Source organism: Thermomonas haemolytica, from assembly GCF_004346265.1.
GTDB classification, from domain to species: domain Bacteria; phylum Pseudomonadota; class Gammaproteobacteria; order Xanthomonadales; family Xanthomonadaceae; genus Thermomonas; species Thermomonas haemolytica.
On the sequence record NZ_SMAP01000008.1, the window covers coordinates 54,113 to 71,287 of the forward strand.

Genomic DNA, 17,175 nt, shown 5'->3' on the forward strand with positions numbered 1-17,175 from the left:
AGGCTCAGCCGCCGAGGATGCCCTTCAGCAGGCCCTTCATCGAGGGCTTCTTCTGCGGCGGCGGGGGGCCGTCCTCGCCGCCGTCCATGCGCGGCATGCCGCCGAAATCCAAGCCAAGCATCGCGGTGGCAGTGGAGCGGGCGCGCAGGCGCACGCTCCACTGCGGGTTCCAGGCCTGCTTGGGGTCGGCCGGTCGCGGCGGGTAGGTGATCCAGCTTTCCGGGCCGTAGGCGGTCATCATCAGCATGGCCGGCATCGCCATCTGCTGCCCCTGCAGGTTGGAGGTGCCGGCGAAGATGCCCTGCGGGATGCTGCAGGCGGTGGCGCTGGCGGGCAGCAGCACCTTCTGCCGCAGCCATTTGTCGAGGGTGCCGCCGCCGAGGTAGGTGTGCAGTTGGCTGCCGGCGCCGGGCACGTCGGCACTGCTCCACACGGTGAGCGCGAACGCGTGTTCGCCCAGCATCTGCATGTGCATGGCGGTGATGAAGTAGGCGCGCGCGCGTTCCACCGACGGCCACTCGAGCGCGATCGCCTGGTCCAGGCCGCCCTGGGTGCGCAGCGCCAGGCGCGGCATGAAGTCGGCGGCCTGCTCCACCTGGAACTGCATCGAAGCCGGGATGCCGTCCCCGCTGATGCGGTGCTGGCCGGCCAGGCGCGCGCCGCTGGGCACCTGCTTGCCGTACTGGCGGTTGGGCCAGTACACGTAGCCGGGCTTGAGGTCGATGTCGCGGTCCGGCGCGTACAGGCCCTGCGACAGGCTGCCGCTGGCCTCCACCGCGATTCCCTGCATCCCGGCCATCGGGTTCTTCGGGTCGATCGGCTTGTCGCCGCCCTTGACCTTGAACGTGGCCACCTTGGGCTGGCCGGGGCGGATGCCGGCGCCGCAGCCCCAGTATTCGCTGATCCTGACCTCCACGTCCGGCACCTTGCCGGGGCTGCTGGTGCCCTTGCCGGAGGTGGAGGGTTCGAACGGCACCAGGGTCAGCGACTTGCCCAGTTGCAGCCCGGCCGGGATCTGGTCCTCGACCGCGACGCCGGGCTTGAGGGTGTTGAGCAGCGCCATGTCCAGGTACTGGCCGGTGAGGCCGCCGCTGCGGGTGGTCGGGTAGGTGGGGCGCACCTGCTCGGCACCGCCCATGCGGCGCGCCATGAAGCCGCCCAGGCCACCCAGCATGCCGCCCATGTCCGGCATCCCGGCCATGTCATGGGTGAGCACGTCGATGTACAGGTTGACCGGCGGGGTCTTGCCCTGCTGGCTGGCGGCGGGCAGCGCCAGCAGGGTGGCGGACAGCGCGAACAGCGCGGTGGTGCGGCGGTGCATGGGGATCTCCGGAGAGCGGGGCGCTATCCGGGGAAAGCGGAAAACGGCGCGGCCGGCGGCCACCGCGCGGCGGCATAGGCCGTTTGCCGGAGGGCGGGCGCGAGGAATCCTCCGCCCGTTCGTCCTGCGCCTGGCGAAGGATGAGCGGGGCGCGTGGGCCCGTCCGTGGTTCGACAGGCGCACCACGAACGGGGAGGTGGGCTCATGCCGGGCGGGGAGGTGCGCTCGCGCAGAACGGAGAGGCGGGCCGCCTCGAACGGGGCGGGCCCGGGCGCGGGTCAGAGGATCGACAGCGCCTTTTCCTTGCGCTCGGCCAGGCGCTTCTCGAGGTAGTGGATGTTCTGGCCGCCCTGGCAGAAGCCGCCGTCGGCCATGATCCGCTGCTGCAGCGGGATGTTGGTCTTGATCCCGTCGATCACCATCTCCGACAGCGCCACCCGCATGCGCGCGATCGCCTGGGCGCGGTCGGCGCCGTGCACGATCAGCTTGCCGATCATCGAGTCGTAGTTCGGCGGGACGCGGTAGCCCTCGTAGATGTGCGAGTCCACCCGCACGCCGGGGCCGCCCGGGGCGTGGAAGTGCTGGATCAGGCCGGGGCAGGGGAAGAAGGTGTCCGGGTCCTCGGCGTTGATCCGGCATTCGATCGCATGCCCGCGCAGCACCACGTCGCTCTGCTTGATCGAGAGCTTGTGGCCGGCGGCGATCATCAACTGCTCGCGCACCAGGTCGATGCCGGTCACCATCTCGGTCACCGGGTGCTCCACCTGGATGCGGGTGTTCATCTCGATGAAGTAGAAGCGCCCGTTCTCGAACAGGAACTCGAAGGTGCCGGCGCCGCGGTAGCCGATGCGCAGGCAGGCCTCCACGCAGACCTTGCCGATCTGCTCGCGCAATTCCGGGGTGATGCCCGGCGCCGGCGCTTCCTCCACCACCTTCTGGTGGCGGCGCTGCATCGAGCAGTCGCGCTCGCCGAGGTGGATGGCGTTGCCCTGGCCGTCGGCCAGCACCTGGATCTCCACGTGGCGCGGGTTCTCCAGGAACTTCTCCATGTACACCATGTCGTTGCCGAACGCGGCCTTGGCCTCGGCCTTGGTGGTGGCGATGGCGTTCACCAGGGCCGCCTCCGAGTGCACCACGCGCATGCCGCGCCCGCCGCCGCCGCCGGCGGCCTTGACGATCACCGGGTAGCCGATCTCGCGCGCGATCTTGACGTTGGTGGCCGCATCGTCGCCCAGCGGGCCGCCGCTGCCGGGCACGCAGGGCACGCCGGCGGCCTTCATCGCGCGGATCGCCTCCACCTTGTCGCCCATCAGGCGGATGGTGTCGGGCTTGGGGCCGATGAAGATGAAGCCGGACTGCTCCACCCGCTCGGCGAAGTCGGCGTTCTCCGACAGGAAGCCGTAGCCGGGATGGATGGCCTGGGCGTCGGTGACCTCGGCCGCGGCGATGATCGCCGGCATGTTGAGGTAGCTCTCGGGCGACGGCGCCGGGCCGATGCAGACCGATTCGTCGGCCATGGCCACGTGCTTGAGGTTGCGGTCGGCGGTGGAGTGCACGGCCACGGTGCGGATGCCGAGCGCATGGCAGGCGCGCAGGATGCGCAGCGCGATTTCGCCGCGGTTGGCGATGACGACTTTATCCAGCATGGAAGATTCCCGTTCGTCCGTAAGCGAAGCGCCGCCGGGGGCGGCGCGGGGTCGAAGGCTCAGGCGATCACGAACAGCGGCTGGTCGAACTCGACCGGCTGCCCGCTTTCGCACTGGATCGCCACCACGGTGCCGGAGACGTCGGCCTCGATCGGGTTGAACATCTTCATCGCCTCGATGATGCCGAGGGTGTCGCCGGCCTTGACCTGCTGGCCGACGCTGACGAACGCCGGCTTGTCCGGGGCCGGGCTGGCGTAGAAGGTGCCGACCATCGGCGCGCGCACCACGTGGCCGTCGGGCAGGTCGTGGCCGTGCGGCTTGTGGCTGCCGCCGGTGGCGGACTCGGTCGGCGACTGCATCGGCATCGGCGCCGCGGCCGGCGCCGGCACGTGGTGCACCGCCGGGGCCGGGGCGGGGGCCGGCAGCGCGCCCTTCGGCACCCGCGCCAGGCGCACCGACTCCTCGCCTTCCTTGATTTCGATTTCGGCCAGGTTCGACTCTTCCAGCAGGTCGATCAGTTTCTTGATCTTGCGCAGGTCCATCGGGACGCTCCTTGGGATTGTGCGGGTCAGGCCGGCAGCCGCTTGAGGGCGGCATCCAGCGCGTAGCGGTAGGAATCCGCACCGAAGCCGCAGATCACTCCCACGGCCAGGTCGCTGAAGTAGCTGTGCTGGCGGAAGGGCTCGCGGGCGTGCGGGTTGGATAGGTGGATTTCGATGAAGGGCAGGGCCACCGCGGCCAGCGCGTCGCGCAGGGCGACCGAGGTGTGGGTGAAGGCGGCCGGGTTGATCAGCACGAAGGCGGTGCCGTCGTCGCGTGCGGCCTGCACCCGCTCCACCAGCACGTGCTCGGCGTTCGACTGCAGCGCCTCCAGCACGTGCCCGGCGGCCTGCGCCCGCGCGGCGAGGTCGGCATCGATCTCGGCAAGCGTGGTGCGCCCGTACACCTCCGGCTCGCGGGTGCCGAGCAGGTTGAGGTTGGGGCCGTGCAGGAGCAGGAGCTTCGCCATCGGGTGGGCCGGGGTCCTCCGGAAACAGGCGCGCAGTGTCCCGCGAAAGGAGGATGCTGTCCAGTTCGGCGAACTTTTGCCGGATAGTGGAATTTTAAGCGAATGTTTGAGTGGTGGCTCTAAAACGCCGGGTCAGCGCGCCGCCGCATCCGCCGTCCACGCGGCGATGTCGGCGGCGTCCGCGAACGGGCCGATGCGGGTTTTCAGCAGGCGACCATCGGCGGCCACCAGCGCCGAGAACGGCAGCACCCCGGCCGGATTGCCCAGCCGCACCCCGGCATCCGCCGGTCCCGGCGCGTCCACCAGCACCGGGTAGGTGATGCCGTGCGCTGGCAGAAAGGCGCGCACCGCCGCGGCCTCGTCCAGCGCGATGCCGACCACTTGCACGCCGCGGTCGCCCTGGGTGCGGGCGAAGGCCTGCAGGTCGGGCATTTCCTTCAGGCAGGGGCCGCACCAGGTGGCCCACAGGTTGACCAGGGTCGGGCGCCCGGCCCAGGCGCGCGGCACCTCGACCGCCACGCCGTCCACATCGTGCAGCGTCATGGCCGGCAGCGGCGCGCCGGTGCGGGCGATGGCCAGCCCGGCCGGCGGCGCCGGCGCGCGCGCCTGCAGCGCGGCCCCGAGCACGCGCTGGCCGAGCGCAGTGGACGCCAGGCGCACCCCGATCGTGGGTTCCAGCAGCAGGCTGGCCGCGGCCCCGGCCAGGCCGGCCAGCAGCGCCACCGCCACCACCACCCGGTGCGAGGGAATCAGCGCGCGGCCTCGCGCAGGGCCTCTTCCACCATGCCCGGGGTGAGCAGGGTGGGCAGGACCTGACCCTCGCCGCCGTCGCGCGGGTACACCACGTACAGCGGCACGCCCACCGCGCGGTAACGCTCCAGGTAGGCGGTGATGGCCGGGTCCACGTCGGTGTAGTCGCCGACCATGTACACCGCATGCGCCGCGGCGAGCGCGTCGCGGAAGCGCTGGCCGGAGAACACCGCCTTCTCGTTGGCCTTGCAGCTCACGCACCAGTCGGCGGTCATGTTCACGAACACCGGCCGCCCCTGCGCGCGCAGGTCGGCCAGCGCCTGCTCCGACCACGCCGCGCTGGCGGTGTCGGCCGCCGCGCGCGCGCCGGCTTGCGGCCGCGGCAGGGCCTGCAGCTGGGCCAGCGGCCAGGCCACCGCCAGCAGGGCCAGCAGCGCCAGCGTCCGCCAGCGGCGGCCACCGCCGCGCGTCCACGCCCAGGCCGCCAGTGCCAGCAGGATCGCCGCGGCCAGCCACAGCCCGGCGGCATCGGCCCCGCGCAGCTTGGCCAGCACCCACACCAGCCAGGCGGCGGTGGCATACAGCGGGAACGCCAGCAGCTGCTTCAGCGTTTCCATCCACGCGCCAGGCTTCGGCAGCCGGCGGGCCAGCGCCGGCACGAAGCCGATCAACAGGAACGGCAGCGCCAGCCCCAGCCCCAGCAGCAGGAACACCAGCAGCGCGCCGGCGACCGGACCGGTGAAGGCGTAGGCCAGCGCGGCGCCCATGAACGGCGCGGTGCAGGGCGTGGCCAGCACCACCGCCAGCACCCCGGTGAAGAAGTCGGCGCGCAGGCCGTCGCCCTGCAGCAGCGCGCCGGTGCGTGCGCCCAGCGCGAGGTTGGCCTGCCACAGCCCGGACAGCGACAGCCCCAGCGCGAACATCACCAGCGCCAGCACCGCCAGCACCAGCGGTTGCTGCAGCTGGAAGCCCCAGCCCAGCGCCAGTCCGGCATGGCGCAGCGCCAGCACCAGGGCGCCCAGTGCCAGCATCGAGGCCAGCACCCCGGCGGTGTAGGCCAGCGCCTGCCGGCGCGCGCGCGGCAGGCCGGCCCCGCCCTGCGCCAGCGACAACGCCTTCAGCGACAGCACCGGCAGCACGCAAGGCATCAGGTTGAGGACTAGGCCGCCGCCCAGCGCCAGCAGCAGGGCCAGCAGCAGGCCGGGCGTGGCGCGGGTCGGCGGCGCCTCGCGCGCCGGAGCCGGCGCGGCGGGGAGGGCGCTGCTGTCGCCGGAGGTGGCGACGGCCTGCGGCGTGGTGGGCGTGGCGTCCGGCGGGGCGGTGGAGGCCGCTGGCGCAGGCGTGGCTGCCGCGGCCGGGTCGCTGCTTTCCGTGGTGGCGGCCAGGTGGCCGGCCGGCAGCGTCACCGCCAGCCGGCGGGTCATCGGCGGATAGCAGATGCCGTCGGTCTGGCAGCCCTGCAGGCCCAGCACCAGGGTGGCGGGGGCCGCCGCGGTGCGGGTGCGTGCCACCGGCAGCGGGATCTCCACCTGGTCGAAATACACCGCCACGTCGCCGAAGTGCTCGTCGCGGTGGGCGCGCGCCGGCGGCAGCCGGGACGGCGACGGCAGCGCGGTGGACAGCCCGGCGGCGCCCTCCAGCCGCACCGAGAGCTTGTCGCGGTACAGGTAATAGCCGCGCGCCGGGGTCAGCCGCAGCAGCAGGGTGTTGCCGTCGAGCGCGATCACCTCGCTGGTGAACGCCTGCTCCGGCGGCAGCGGCGGGGCCTCCTGCGCGCCGGCGGCGCCGTCCAGTGCGAGCAGGCCGCGGCGGCCGGCGCGGCCCAGCAGCGGCGCGCCATCGGCACCGGCATTGGTGCCGGCATCGGCCGTGGTCGGCAGCACCACGCTCAAGGTGCGGGTCTGCGGGGGGTAGCACACCCCGGCATCCGCGCAGCCCTGGTACTTGACCGTCAGCGCCACCGCCTGCGCGCCGGGGGCCGGGGTGCCGCTGAGCACGCCGACCAGCTGCCGGCGGTAGGTCTCCACGTCGCCGAAGAATTCGTCGTGGTGGCGGTCGCCGTTCGGCAGCGCCAGCACGGCGTCGGTGAACCCGGCGCGGGCCTGCACCGACGTGCGATGGCGGTAGAGGTAATAGCCCTCGGCGATCTTCCAGCGCACCTCGATCCGGTTCGGCGCGGTGGCGCGGGCCGAGAGCACGAACACGGAATCCACCGGCGGCAGTTCGCCGACGATGGCCGCGGGGGCGGGCGCCACGGCGGGCAGGCCGGCGGCCAGCGCGAGTGCGGCCAGCCAGCGGCGCAGGCGAGGGGGGAAGACGGTCATCGGTTCATTCCAGGGGCGCGGTGGCGGCGGCCACCCATTGCAGGTACGCCGGCAGTGCGGCGCTGGATTCGACCGCCACCAGCTCCGGCAGTTCATACGGATGCAGGGCCGGCAGCCGGGCCTGTAGCGCGGGATAGCGCGCGCGGGTGGTCTTGATCAGCAGCAGGTATTCGCTGGCCTGTTCCAGCGCGCCCTGCCAGCGGTAGGTGGACTGCACGCCGGGCAGCACGCTGACGCAGGCGGCCAGGCGCTCTTCCACCAGCGCGCGGGCCAGGCGGCCGGCGCTGTCGGGGTCGGGGCAGGTGGTCAGGCACAGCAGCAGCGACATCCGCATAGCCTACGGCCCGCCCGCCGGATTTGCGCGGCCACCCCTTGAAAGCCCCGGCGGGCGCCCCATCTTGCGGCCATCCCGGCGTCGGGGCGATTTGCGTCCCGTGTTTTGGCAGTCGCCAAGGCAGGCTGCTAAAATCTCCGGGTTTTCTCCACACAATCAACCATTTGCAGAGGTTGCACATGTCCAACATCAAGCCGCTGTACGACCGCGTGGTCATCAAGCGCATGGAAGAAGAGAAGCTGTCTGCGGGCGGCATCGTCATCCCCGACAGCGCCACCGAGAAGCCGATCAAGGGCGAAGTGATCGCCGTGGGCACCGGCAAGGTGCTGGACAACGGCCAGGTGCGCGCTCCGCAGGTCAAGGTCGGCGACAAGGTCCTGTTCGGCAAGTACAGCGGAACGGAAGTGAAGCTGGATGGCGTCGAACTGCTGGTCGTGAAGGAAGACGACCTGTTCGCGATCCTCGGCTGATCGCGCGTCGCTTCCCACCCCATCCCACTGAATACTGACTGAGGTAATCGCAATGGCTGCCAAGGATATCCGTTTCGGCGAAGACGCCCGCGTGCGCATGGTGCGCGGCGTCAACGTGCTCGCCAATGCCGTCAAGGCCACCCTGGGCCCGAAGGGCCGCAACGTCGTGCTGCAGAAGAGCTTCGGCGCCCCCACCATCACCAAGGACGGCGTGTCCGTCGCCAAGGAGATCGAACTGGCCGACGCGTTCGAGAACATGGGCGCGCAGATGGTGAAGGAAGTCGCCTCCAAGACCTCCGACAACGCCGGTGACGGCACCACCACCGCCACCGTGCTGGCGCAGGCGTTCATCCGCGAGGGCATGAAGGCGGTCGCCGCCGGCATGAACCCGATGGACCTCAAGCGCGGCATCGACAAGGCCGTGAGCGCGGCGGTCGAGGAGCTGAAGAAGATCAGCAAGCCCAGCTCCACCAGCAAGGAAATCGCCCAGGTCGGCACCATCTCGGCCAACAGCGACGCCAACATCGGCGAGCTGATCGCGCAGGCGATGGACAAGGTCGGCAAGGAAGGCGTGATCACCGTCGAGGACGGTTCGGGCCTGGAGAACGAGCTGGACGTGGTCGAGGGCATGCAGTTCGACCGCGGCTACCTGTCGCCGTACTTCATCAACAACCAGCAGTCGATGCAGGCCGAGCTGGACGACCCGTACATCCTGCTGCACGACAAGAAGATCTCCAACGTGCGTGACCTGCTGCCCGTCCTCGAGGGCGTGGCCAAGGCCGGCAAGCCGCTGCTGATCGTGGCGGAAGAGGTCGAGGGCGAGGCGCTGGCGACCCTGGTGGTCAACACCATCCGCGGCATCGTCAAGGTCTGCGCGGTGAAGGCCCCGGGCTTCGGCGACCGCCGCAAGGCGATGCTGGAAGACATGGCCATCCTGACCGGCGGCACCGTGATCTCCGAGGAAGTGGGCCTGACCCTGGAGAAGGCCACCATCAAGGACCTCGGCCGTGCCAAGAAGGTGCAGGTCAGCAAGGAGAACACCACCATCATCGACGGCGCCGGCGACACCGCCGCGATCGAGGCGCGCATCAAGCAGATCAAGGCGCAGATCGAGGAGACCACCTCGGACTACGACCGCGAGAAGCTGCAGGAGCGCGTGGCCAAGCTGGCCGGCGGCGTGGCCGTCATCAAGGTCGGCGCCGCCACCGAAGTCGAGATGAAGGAGAAGAAGGCGCGCGTCGAGGACGCCCTGCATGCCACCCGCGCTGCCGTGGAAGAAGGCATCGTCCCGGGCGGCGGCGTCGCCCTGATCCGCGCCAAGGCCGCGATCAAGGACCTCAAGTGTGCCAACGAGGACCAGAACCACGGCATCCAGATCGCCCTGCGCGCGATGGAAGCCCCGCTGCGCGAGATCGTCACCAACGCTGGCGAAGAGCCCAGCGTGGTGCTGAACCGCGTCGCCGAGGGCAGCGGTGCGTTCGGCTACAACGCCGCCACCGGTCAGTTCGGTGACATGCTCGAGTTCGGCATCCTGGACCCGACCAAGGTCACCCGCACCGCGCTGCAGAACGCAGCCTCCATCGCCGGCCTGATGATCACCACCGAGGCCATGGTGGCCGATCTGCCGAAGAAGGACGAGCCGGCGATGCCGGCCGGCGGCATGGGCGGCATGGGCGGCATGGACTTCTGATCCGCGCCAACCGCGTCAACGCGACACCGGAAGGCCCGCTTCGGCGGGCCTTCCGTTTTTCCGGCCTGGCCGCGATGATCGGGCGAGTTCCTGATGGAGTGGCGGTGGATGCCTGCGACCTGCAACGACGATGTCCTGATCCTCGGCGGCGGCCACAACGGCCTGGTCTGCGCCGCCTACCTGGCCGGCGCCGGCCTGAAGGTGCGGGTGCTGGAGCGCCGGCACATCGTCGGCGGTGCGGCGGTGACCGAGGAGTTCCATCCCGGATTCCGCAACTCGGTGGCCAGCTATACGGTCAGCCTGCTCAACCCGGCGGTGATCCGCGACCTGCGCCTGCATGCGCATGGCCTGCGCGTGGTCGAGCGGCCCTATGCGAATTTCCTGCCGCTGCCGGACGGGCGCAGCTTTCGCCTCGGCGGCGAACATACCCATAGCGAAGTGGCGAAATGGTCGGCGCGCGACGCGCAGCGCCTGCCCGAGTACTACGCCATGCTCGACCGCATCGTGGTGGTGCTGCGCGAGTTGATGCGGCGCACGCCGCCGAACGTGAGCAACCGCTTCGTGCTGGCGGACTGGTTGAATTCGATCGCTGTCGGCAGGCAATTGAAGGCGCTGGACATGCGCAGCCGCCGCGATCTGCTGGACCTGTTCACCAAGTCGGCCGGCGAGCTGCTGGACGACTGGTTCGAGGGCGAGCCGCTCAAGGCGGCGCTGGGTTGGGATTCGGTGGTCGGCAACTTCGCCAGCCCGTACACGCCGGGCAGCGCCTACGTGCTGCTGCACCACGTGTTCGGCGAAGTGAACGGCAAGGCCGGTGCGTGGGGCCACGCCATCGGCGGCATGGGCGCGATCACCCAGGCGATGCGCAAGGAATGCGAGGCGCGCGGCGTGGCCATCGAGACCGGGGCCGAGGTCGTGAAGCTGCTGGTGAGCGATGGCAAGGCGGTCGGCGTGGCGCTGGCCGACGGGCGCGAACTGCGCGCGGCGACCGTTGCCAGCAATCTCAATCCGAAGCTGCTCTACACCCAGCTGGTGGAACCGGGCCAGCTCGATGACGACACCGCGCAGCGCATCCGCCGCTACCGCTGCGGCTCCGGCACCTTCCGCATGAACGTGGCGCTGTCCGAGCTGCCGGACTTCACCGCGATGCCCGGCACCCGGCTACAGCCGCACCACCAGAGCGGCATCCTGATCGGGCCGTCGCTGCGCTATTTCGAGCAGGCCTATTTCGATGCCAAATCGCGCGCGCACAACCCCGGCTGGGCGCGCCAGCCCATCGTGGAGGTGGTGATTTCCTCCACCCTGGACGACACCCTGGCGCCGCCGGGCCAGCACGTGGCCAGCCTGTTCTGCCAGCACGTGAACCCGACCCTCGCCGACGAGGACGGCGGCTGGGATGCGCACCGCGACACCGTGGCGAAACTGATGATCGACACCGTCAACGCCTATGCCCCGAATTTCGCGCGCAGCGTGCTGGGCTACGAGGCGCTCTCGCCGCTGGACCTGGAGCGCCGCATCGGCCTGGTCGGCGGCGACATCTTCCACGGCGCGCTGGGGCTGGACCAGATGTTCAGCGCGCGCCCGCTGCTGGGGCAGGGCGCCTACCGCGGCGCGTTCCGCGGGCTCTACCTGTGCGGCTCCGGCAGCCATCCCGGCGGTGGCGTCACCGGCCTGCCGGGCCGCAACGCCGCACGCGAGATCCTGCGCGATCTGCGCCGCGGCCCGCGTCCGGACTGACGCGGGTGGCCGCCTTCAGCGGCCAGTCGCTCCGAAGGCGCGGCAGTCCGGATCGCGGTGCGATGCGGCGCTGGCCGCTTGTGGTGGGCCAGTTGCGGGCCGTGTCATCTGCGAGCGACCTGCCTCGTGCCCGTTCGCGGTGAGCCTGTAGAACGGTAAACGGGGCCGGGCCTACCGGTCCGGGCATGCCAGATCGGCCGTCGTGCTTAGCAGGATTTCGGGGGTATTGCTATACCCACAAGTCCTATTTTGCAGTGCAGCGTGCAAACCCACTCACGATTCCTTCACGATTGGCCCGCGTCCCGACGTGGGGGAGGGAGCAGGCCCGCTGAGACTTCGGTCGAAGCGGGCTTTTTTATGGTTCATCGCCGGGGATTGCGGGAGTTCCGCCGCGACGGGGATGCCACAATCGGCGCATGAGCCAGGACATCCCGCCGGCGTTGGCAGAGCTTCAGGCGCGCGCGCTGCAGCGGTTGCGCGCGGCGGTGGATGCGACCGCACTCCCCGATGCGCCCGCGCTGGCGCGCCTGGCGCTGGCCAGCGATTTCGCCATCGACGTGCTGGTGCGGCAGCCGGAACTGCTCGCCCGCCTGCGCGCGGATGCCGCGACCCCGCTGCCGCCTCCGCAGCTGCCGGCGGACGCCCCCGGCGAATGGCCGTGCCTGCTGCGCCGCTATCGACAGGCGGAGTCGGCGCGCCTGGTCTGGCGCGACGTGGTGGACGGCGCTGCGGTGGAGGAGATCCTGGGCGGCAGCACGGTATTGGCCGAGACCTGCCTGCGGCTGGCGCTGGAGGCGCTGGAGGCGCAGTTCGCGCAGCGCTTCGGGGTGGTGCGCGCGGCCGACGGCAGTCCGCAGCGGCTGGTGGTGTTCGGGCTGGGCAAGCTGGGCGGGCGCGAGCTGAATTTCAGCTCCGACATCGACCTGGTGTACGCCTACGAGCACGAGGGCGAGTCCGAGCCTGCCCCCGCGAAGGCGGGGGGCGCGCGTGCGCTGCATGCGCAGGACTACTTCGCGCGGCTGGGCCAGCAGTTGGCCAAGCTGCTGGACGAGGTGACGGCGGACGGCTTCTGCCATCGCGTGGACCTGCGCCTGCGCCCGTTCGGCAGCGCCGGCCGGGTGGCGCTGTCGTTCGCCGCGATGGAGGCCTATTTCCAGCGCGAGGGCCGCGACTGGGAGCGCTACGCCTGGCAGAAGGCGCGCCCGGTGGCCGGCGATCTGGCCGCCGGCGCGCGCCTGCTGGAGACGCTGCGGCCGTTCGTGTATCGCCGTTACCTCGACTACGGCGCGCTCGACGGGCTGCGCGCGATGAAGGCGATGATCGCCGCCGAGGTGGCGCGCCAGGATCTGGCCGACGACATCAAGCGCGGCCCCGGCGGTATCCGCGAGATCGAGTTCCTGGTGCAGGCGCTGCAGCTGATCCGCGGCGGGCGCGAGCCGGCGCTGCGCCGGCGCGGCCTGCTCGACGCGCTGCAGGCGCTGGCCGCCGCCGGGCACGTGCAGGCGCAGACCGCGACGGCGCTGGCGCAGGCCTACCGCTTCCTGCGCCGGCTGGAGAACCGCCTGCAGATGCTGGGCGATGCGCAGACGCACGCGCTGCCGGCCGATCCGCGCACGCAGGCGCGCATCGCCGCAGGGCTCGGCTATGCGGATTGGGCCGCGTTGCAGGCAGACCTGGCGGCAACGCGGAAGCGGGTGAGCGAGGAGTTCGCCGCGCTGTTGGCGCCGCGCCGGCGCCGCGACGGCGCAGAGGGCGACGGCCTGGCGGCCTACTGGCAGGGGCTGCCGGAGCATGCGCGCGCCGAAGCGCTGGAGGCGGCCGGCTTCGCGCAGGCGCCCGAGCTGCACGCCAGCCTGCGTGATTTCGCGCGCAGCCCCGGCGTGCGTGACCTGTCGGATGCCGCGCGCGCGCGCCTGGATCGGGTGCTGCCGGCGCTGCTGGCACAGGCCGCCGCCAGCGCGCAGCCGGACATGGTGCTGCGGCGGGTGCTGCCGCTGCTGCAGGCGATCCTGCGCCGCACCAGCTACCTGGCCCTGCTCGACGAACAGCCGGCGGCGCTGGCGCGGCTGGTCGGCACGCTGGCGCGCAGCGCCCTGCTGGGCGAGCGCCTGGCCGCCTATCCGCTGCTGCTGGACGAGCTGCTGGACGTGCGCGTGGGCGGCGAGCTGCCGGACGCCGACGCGATGCGCGCGGCCTGCGCGGCGGTGCTGCGCGCGGACGACACCGAGGCCGCGCTGGATGCGCTCAACGAGGTGCGGCAGGCGCTGAGCTTCCGCTTCGCGCTGGCGCTGCTGGACGGCCGCATCGATGCGCAGGACTGCGCGCGCCATCTGGCGCACCTGGCGGATGCGGTGGTGGCCGCGGTGCTGCACCTCGCCCGTGACGAGCTGGAGGTCACGCACGGTCGCATCCCCGGCGGCCGCTTCGCGGTGCTCGGCTACGGCACCCTGGGCGGCGAGGAACTGGGCTTCGGCTCCGACCTCGACCTGGTGTTCCTGTACGACGCCCCGGCGGAGGCGGTCTCCGATGGGGACAGGGCGCTGGACGCGCCGCGCTGGTATGCACGCCTGGGGCAGAAGCTGGTGGCGCTGCTGGGCGTGCGCACCAGCGCCGGCCGCCTGTTCGACGTGGACGTGCGCCTGCGCCCGGACGGCGCCAAGGGGTTGCTGGTGTCCAGCCTCGCCAGCTTCCGCGACTACCAGTGCCAGCGTGCGTGGACCTGGGAGCACCAGGCGCTGGTGCGCGCGCGTGCGATCGCCGGCGATGCCGCGCTGTCCGCCGATTTCGAGGCGGTGCGGGCGCAGGTGCTGGCGCGCCCGCGCGCGGAGCCGGGGTTGCGCACGGATGTGGCGGCGATGCGCCGGCGCATGCGCGCCGAGCTGGACCGCAGCGACGCGGCACTGTTCGACCTCAAGCAGGGCGAGGGCGGGCTGGTGGATTTGGAGTTCCTGCTGCAGTACCTGGTGCTACGCGATGCGCATGCGCATCCGGCACTGCTGAAGCCGCGAGCCACCGCGCGTCTGTTGGAGGCGGTGCATGCGGCCGGTGGACTGGATACGGCCACCTACGCGGCCTTGCAGGCGGCGCATGCGACGCTGCTGGATGCCGGCCTGCGCTGCACCCTCGACCGCCGTCCGCGGCGCTCCCCGCGCACGCCCGCGATCGAGCAGGCGCGCGCCGCCATCTGCACGGCCTGCGCGGGGCTACTGGGGACTTCAGCGCAGGCCGAGCCGCTGGCGTAGCTGCGCCGCCACCCACGCGGTTTCGCGCAGCGGGGTGACCGGGTAGGCGTCCAGCGCCGCGTCCAGCGCGCGCGCGCGGCCGTCGTCCAGCAGCTGCGCGGCGAAGCGCTGCACCCGCCCGCGCACCCGCGCGGCCTGCCACAGGAACAGCGGCGCGTGGGTGGCCGCGGCTTCGCTGAGCATGTTCACCGAATCCGGAGTGCACACCAGGCGGTCGGCGTGCGCCAGCAGGCCGGCGTAGGGGTTGGCGCCGTCGCCGGTATCGCGCCAGCGCAGGCCGGGGACGCCGGCATCCACCGCCCCCAGCGCGGCGCGCCAGGCCGGCGGCGTGCGCCGCGAGGCGATCGCGCTGAAGCTGCCGCCTTCGGCGCGCGCGTGCGCGGCCAATTGCCGCAGCAGGGCCGCGAATTCGGTGTCATCCAGCGCCGCATGCCGGCTGGGGCCACCCACCAGCAGCACGGTATGCGGCGCCGGCAGCGCGGCCAGCGCGGGGAAGGCCGGCACCGCCCGCAGCAGCCAGTCGTCGTCTACCGGATGCAGGCTGCCGCGCACGGTCAGCACGTTGTCGCCGCGCAGGCGGTCGTGTTCGGGCACCACCAGCAGGTCCCAGTGCCGCGGCGGCAGGCGGGGGTCGAGGATCTGCACCGCGCGCGCGCCGGCCCGCCGCAGCAGGCGGGTGGCCAGCGCGGCCTGGCGCCCGCAGCCCACCGCCAACCCGGGCGGCTGCGTCAGCGCCGTTCGCAATGGTGCGCCGAGTCCGAACGCGGCGCCCGGTAGCCGGCGCGGCGCCCACCAGCGCCAGGGCGCGCGCGGCTGCAGCACCAGCTCGCCCGCCTGCGGCTGCAGCGCGCGCGCCAGCGCCAGCGCCTGTCGCGCATTGCCGGCGCGGCCATCGTGCACGGCCAGGCAGGCGGCGAGCGCGGTGGCGGTGGATTGTTTCATGCTGGGCGTCGATACGTTCCGCGCATGCGTTATTGCGCGCTTTGGTGGAACTATAAACTGTGCGGCATTCGCTTCATCCCGCCCTTACCCGTGGAGCCCGCCATGCATTCGACGCTGAACGACGCCGCCCTTGACCAGCTGTTCCGCACCGCCCGCACCTACAACGCCTTCACCGGCGAGGTGTCGGACGACACCCTGCGCCAGCTCTACGACCTGATGAAGTTCGGTCCCACCGAGGCCAACACCACCCCGGCGCGGATCGTGTTCGTGAAGTCGCAGGAGGCCAGGGCCAAGCTCGGCCCGGCGCTGTCGGAAGGCAACTACAAGAAGACCATGGCGGCGCCGGTAGTGGCCATCGTCGGCTACGACCTGCGCTTCTTCGACAAGCTGCCGGTGCTGTTCCCGCACACCGACGCCAAGCCGTGGTTCGAGCACCGCGCGCCGGACAACCTGGCCTGGGTGGCGATGCGCAGCAGCGCGCTGCAGACCGCCTACCTGATCCTGGCCGCGCGCGCGCTGGGGCTGGACTGCGGTCCGATGACCGGGTTCGACAACGCCAAGGTGGACGCGGCCTTCTTCGCCGGCACCTCGATCCGTTCCAACATCCTGGTCAACATCGGCCACGGCGATCCGGCCAGCATCTTCCCGCGTTCGCCGCGGCTGCCGTTCGACGAAGCCTGCCGGATCCTGTGACCGCCACCCCGCCCCGCACCCGCCGCAGGACACGCGCATGATCCTCGAACGCCCCTCCGCCGAACGCGGCGACGTCCGTCTGGACTGGCTGCATAGCCGCCACACGTTCTCGTTCGGGCACTACTACGACCCGGCGTGGATGGGCTTTGGCGTGCTGCGCGTGATCAACGAGGACGTGGTGGCGCCGGGCGGCGGCTTCGCCCCGCACCGCCACGCCAACATGGAGATCCTCAGCGTGGTGCTGGACGGGGCGCTGGCGCACAAGGACAGCGCCGGCAACGAAGGCGTGATCCGTGCCGGCGACGTGCAGTGGATGAGCGCCGGGCACGGCATCGAACACAGCGAATACAACGCCGATCCGGCCGCGCCGGTGCATTTTTTGCAGATCTGGATCCAGCCGGAGCGGCTCAACCACGCGCCGGCCTATGCCCAGCGCCATTTCGATCCCGAGGAGCGGCGTGCGCGCTGGGCGGTGCTGGCCTCGCCGGACGGGGCGGAAGGGTCGCTCGCGATCCGCCAGCAGGCGCGGGTGTTGGCCACCCGCCTGCATGCCGGCGATACGCTCGATCTGCCGCTGCAGGCGGGTCGCCGCTACTGGCTGCACGTGGCCACCGGCGCGCTGGACGTGGATGCGCGCCGGCTCGCCGCCGGCGATGCGCTGGGGCTGGAGGGTGAATCCGGAACGCTGGCGCTGCGTGGTCATGCCGATGGCAGCGACGTGCTGGTGTTCGAACTGCCGGGCTGAACCGGCGCGCTCACCGTGGTGCGCGGTAAACTGGCGCGGTTTCCGCAACCGCGTCAGATCCCCATGGCCCAGCCTGCTTCCCATCCGTCCTCGTCCGCCACGCGCCCGCAGCCGCATCCGGTGCATCGCGCCGATCTGCCATTGAGCTGCCCGCTGCCGTCGATGGCGGTGTGGAACGAGCATCCGCGGGTGTATCTCCCGATCGTGGAGGACGGCGGCCACAGCAAGTGCCCGTACTGCGGCACCGAATACGTGCTGGTGGACTGACCGCG

At 71.6% G+C, this 17,175-nt stretch carries 15 protein-coding genes; 7 read left to right on the forward strand and 8 right to left on the reverse strand.

Annotated elements, in window-relative coordinates:
- Positions 1-4: 4 nt before the first annotated feature.
- The 7 genes from EDC34_RS09830 to cutA all read right to left on the reverse strand — a co-directional run bounded on the left by EDC34_RS09830 (position 5) and on the right by cutA (position 7,378).
- Entirely contained in the window at positions 5-1,321 is a 1,317-nt protein-coding gene (locus tag EDC34_RS09830; RefSeq protein ID WP_114960642.1) for a hypothetical protein, read from the reverse strand.
- Positions 1,322-1,599: 278 nt separating this feature from the next.
- Positions 1,600-2,967, reverse strand: a complete 1,368-nt coding sequence (gene accC / locus EDC34_RS09835) for an acetyl-CoA carboxylase biotin carboxylase subunit (RefSeq protein WP_114960641.1) — start codon at positions 2,965-2,967, stop codon at positions 1,600-1,602.
- A gap of 59 nt (positions 2,968-3,026) precedes the next feature.
- The gene (gene accB / locus EDC34_RS09840) at positions 3,027-3,509 is read right to left on the reverse strand and encodes an acetyl-CoA carboxylase biotin carboxyl carrier protein (RefSeq protein WP_114960640.1); all 483 of its coding nucleotides are present in this window, start codon (positions 3,507-3,509) and stop codon (positions 3,027-3,029) included.
- A gap of 26 nt (positions 3,510-3,535) precedes the next feature.
- The gene (gene aroQ / locus EDC34_RS09845) at positions 3,536-3,976 is read right to left on the reverse strand and encodes a type II 3-dehydroquinate dehydratase (RefSeq protein ID WP_114960639.1); all 441 of its coding nucleotides are present in this window, start codon (positions 3,974-3,976) and stop codon (positions 3,536-3,538) included.
- Between the two features lie 132 nt (positions 3,977-4,108).
- Entirely contained in the window at positions 4,109-4,708 is a 600-nt protein-coding gene (locus EDC34_RS09850; protein ID WP_240311112.1) for a TlpA family protein disulfide reductase, read from the reverse strand.
- A 17-nt stretch (positions 4,709-4,725) separates the two neighbouring features.
- Positions 4,726-7,050, reverse strand: coding sequence for a protein-disulfide reductase DsbD family protein (locus tag EDC34_RS09855; protein WP_114960638.1), 2,325 nt, complete (start codon positions 7,048-7,050; stop codon positions 4,726-4,728).
- A 4-nt stretch (positions 7,051-7,054) separates the two neighbouring features.
- Complete coding sequence (cutA, locus tag EDC34_RS09860; protein ID WP_114960637.1) at positions 7,055-7,378, reverse strand: divalent-cation tolerance protein CutA; 324 nt, start codon at positions 7,376-7,378, stop codon at positions 7,055-7,057.
- A 185-nt stretch (positions 7,379-7,563) separates the two neighbouring features.
- On the opposite strand from cutA, the gene groES reads away from it, so the two are divergent.
- From groES to glnE, 4 genes are all read left to right on the forward strand, one after another.
- Entirely contained in the window at positions 7,564-7,854 is a 291-nt protein-coding gene (gene groES / locus EDC34_RS09865) for a co-chaperone GroES (RefSeq protein ID WP_114960636.1), read from the forward strand.
- Positions 7,855-7,906: 52 nt separating this feature from the next.
- Positions 7,907-9,544: a chaperonin GroEL gene (gene groL, locus EDC34_RS09870; RefSeq protein WP_114960635.1), complete on the forward strand. Its 1,638-nt coding sequence runs from the start codon at positions 7,907-7,909 to the stop codon at positions 9,542-9,544.
- Between the two features lie 108 nt (positions 9,545-9,652).
- Positions 9,653-11,281 (forward strand): phytoene desaturase family protein, encoded by a 1,629-nt coding sequence (locus tag EDC34_RS09875; RefSeq protein ID WP_114960689.1) that lies wholly within the window; start codon positions 9,653-9,655, stop codon positions 11,279-11,281.
- A 416-nt stretch (positions 11,282-11,697) separates the two neighbouring features.
- Complete coding sequence (gene glnE / locus EDC34_RS09880) at positions 11,698-14,523, forward strand: bifunctional [glutamate--ammonia ligase]-adenylyl-L-tyrosine phosphorylase/[glutamate--ammonia-ligase] adenylyltransferase (protein WP_114960634.1); 2,826 nt, start codon at positions 11,698-11,700, stop codon at positions 14,521-14,523.
- On the opposite strand, the gene EDC34_RS09885 is transcribed toward glnE, so the two are convergent.
- Positions 14,497-15,465, reverse strand: a complete 969-nt coding sequence (locus tag EDC34_RS09885) for a mitochondrial fission ELM1 family protein (protein WP_114960633.1) — start codon at positions 15,463-15,465, stop codon at positions 14,497-14,499. The two genes, glnE and EDC34_RS09885, sit on opposite strands and share 27 nt — an antisense overlap.
- Positions 15,466-15,567: 102 nt before the next feature.
- Between EDC34_RS09885 and EDC34_RS09890 the strand changes: the two genes are divergently transcribed.
- The 3 genes from EDC34_RS09890 (at position 15,568) to EDC34_RS09900 (ending at position 17,170) form a co-directional block, all read left to right on the forward strand.
- Complete coding sequence (locus tag EDC34_RS09890) at positions 15,568-16,158, forward strand: malonic semialdehyde reductase (protein ID WP_114960632.1); 591 nt, start codon at positions 15,568-15,570, stop codon at positions 16,156-16,158.
- Positions 16,159-16,195: 37 nt separating this feature from the next.
- A complete protein-coding gene (locus EDC34_RS09895) occupies positions 16,196-16,903 on the forward strand; it encodes a pirin family protein (RefSeq protein ID WP_114960631.1) in 708 nt (235 codons plus the stop codon).
- Between the two features lie 63 nt (positions 16,904-16,966).
- Positions 16,967-17,170, forward strand: a complete 204-nt coding sequence (locus tag EDC34_RS09900) for a zinc-finger domain-containing protein (RefSeq protein WP_114960630.1) — start codon at positions 16,967-16,969, stop codon at positions 17,168-17,170.
- The last annotated feature ends 5 nt before the right edge of the window (positions 17,171-17,175 follow it).

What these genes read in the sequence shown, in the direction of transcription:
- EDC34_RS09830 (WP_114960642.1), bottom strand. Translation starts at nt 1,321, where the DNA reads ATGCACCGCCGCACCACCGCGCTGTTCGCGCTGTCCGCCACCCTGCTG.
- accC (WP_114960641.1), bottom strand. Translation starts at nt 2,967, where the DNA reads ATGCTGGATAAAGTCGTCATCGCCAACCGCGGCGAAATCGCGCTGCGC.
- accB (WP_114960640.1), bottom strand. Translation starts at nt 3,509, where the DNA reads ATGGACCTGCGCAAGATCAAGAAACTGATCGACCTGCTGGAAGAGTCG.
- aroQ (WP_114960639.1), bottom strand. Translation starts at nt 3,976, where the DNA reads ATGGCGAAGCTCCTGCTCCTGCACGGCCCCAACCTCAACCTGCTCGGC.
- EDC34_RS09855 (WP_114960638.1), bottom strand. Translation starts at nt 7,050, where the DNA reads ATGACCGTCTTCCCCCCTCGCCTGCGCCGCTGGCTGGCCGCACTCGCG.
- cutA (WP_114960637.1), bottom strand. Translation starts at nt 7,378, where the DNA reads ATGTCGCTGCTGCTGTGCCTGACCACCTGCCCCGACCCCGACAGCGCC.
- groES (WP_114960636.1), top strand. Translation starts at nt 7,564, where the DNA reads ATGTCCAACATCAAGCCGCTGTACGACCGCGTGGTCATCAAGCGCATG.
- groL (WP_114960635.1), top strand. Translation starts at nt 7,907, where the DNA reads ATGGCTGCCAAGGATATCCGTTTCGGCGAAGACGCCCGCGTGCGCATG.
- EDC34_RS09875 (WP_114960689.1), top strand. Translation starts at nt 9,653, where the DNA reads ATGCCTGCGACCTGCAACGACGATGTCCTGATCCTCGGCGGCGGCCAC.
- glnE (WP_114960634.1), top strand. Translation starts at nt 11,698, where the DNA reads ATGAGCCAGGACATCCCGCCGGCGTTGGCAGAGCTTCAGGCGCGCGCG.
- EDC34_RS09885 (WP_114960633.1), bottom strand. Translation starts at nt 15,465, where the DNA reads ATGAAACAATCCACCGCCACCGCGCTCGCCGCCTGCCTGGCCGTGCAC.
- EDC34_RS09890 (WP_114960632.1), top strand. Translation starts at nt 15,568, where the DNA reads ATGCATTCGACGCTGAACGACGCCGCCCTTGACCAGCTGTTCCGCACC.
- EDC34_RS09895 (WP_114960631.1), top strand. Translation starts at nt 16,196, where the DNA reads ATGATCCTCGAACGCCCCTCCGCCGAACGCGGCGACGTCCGTCTGGAC.
- EDC34_RS09900 (WP_114960630.1), top strand. Translation starts at nt 16,967, where the DNA reads ATGGCCCAGCCTGCTTCCCATCCGTCCTCGTCCGCCACGCGCCCGCAG.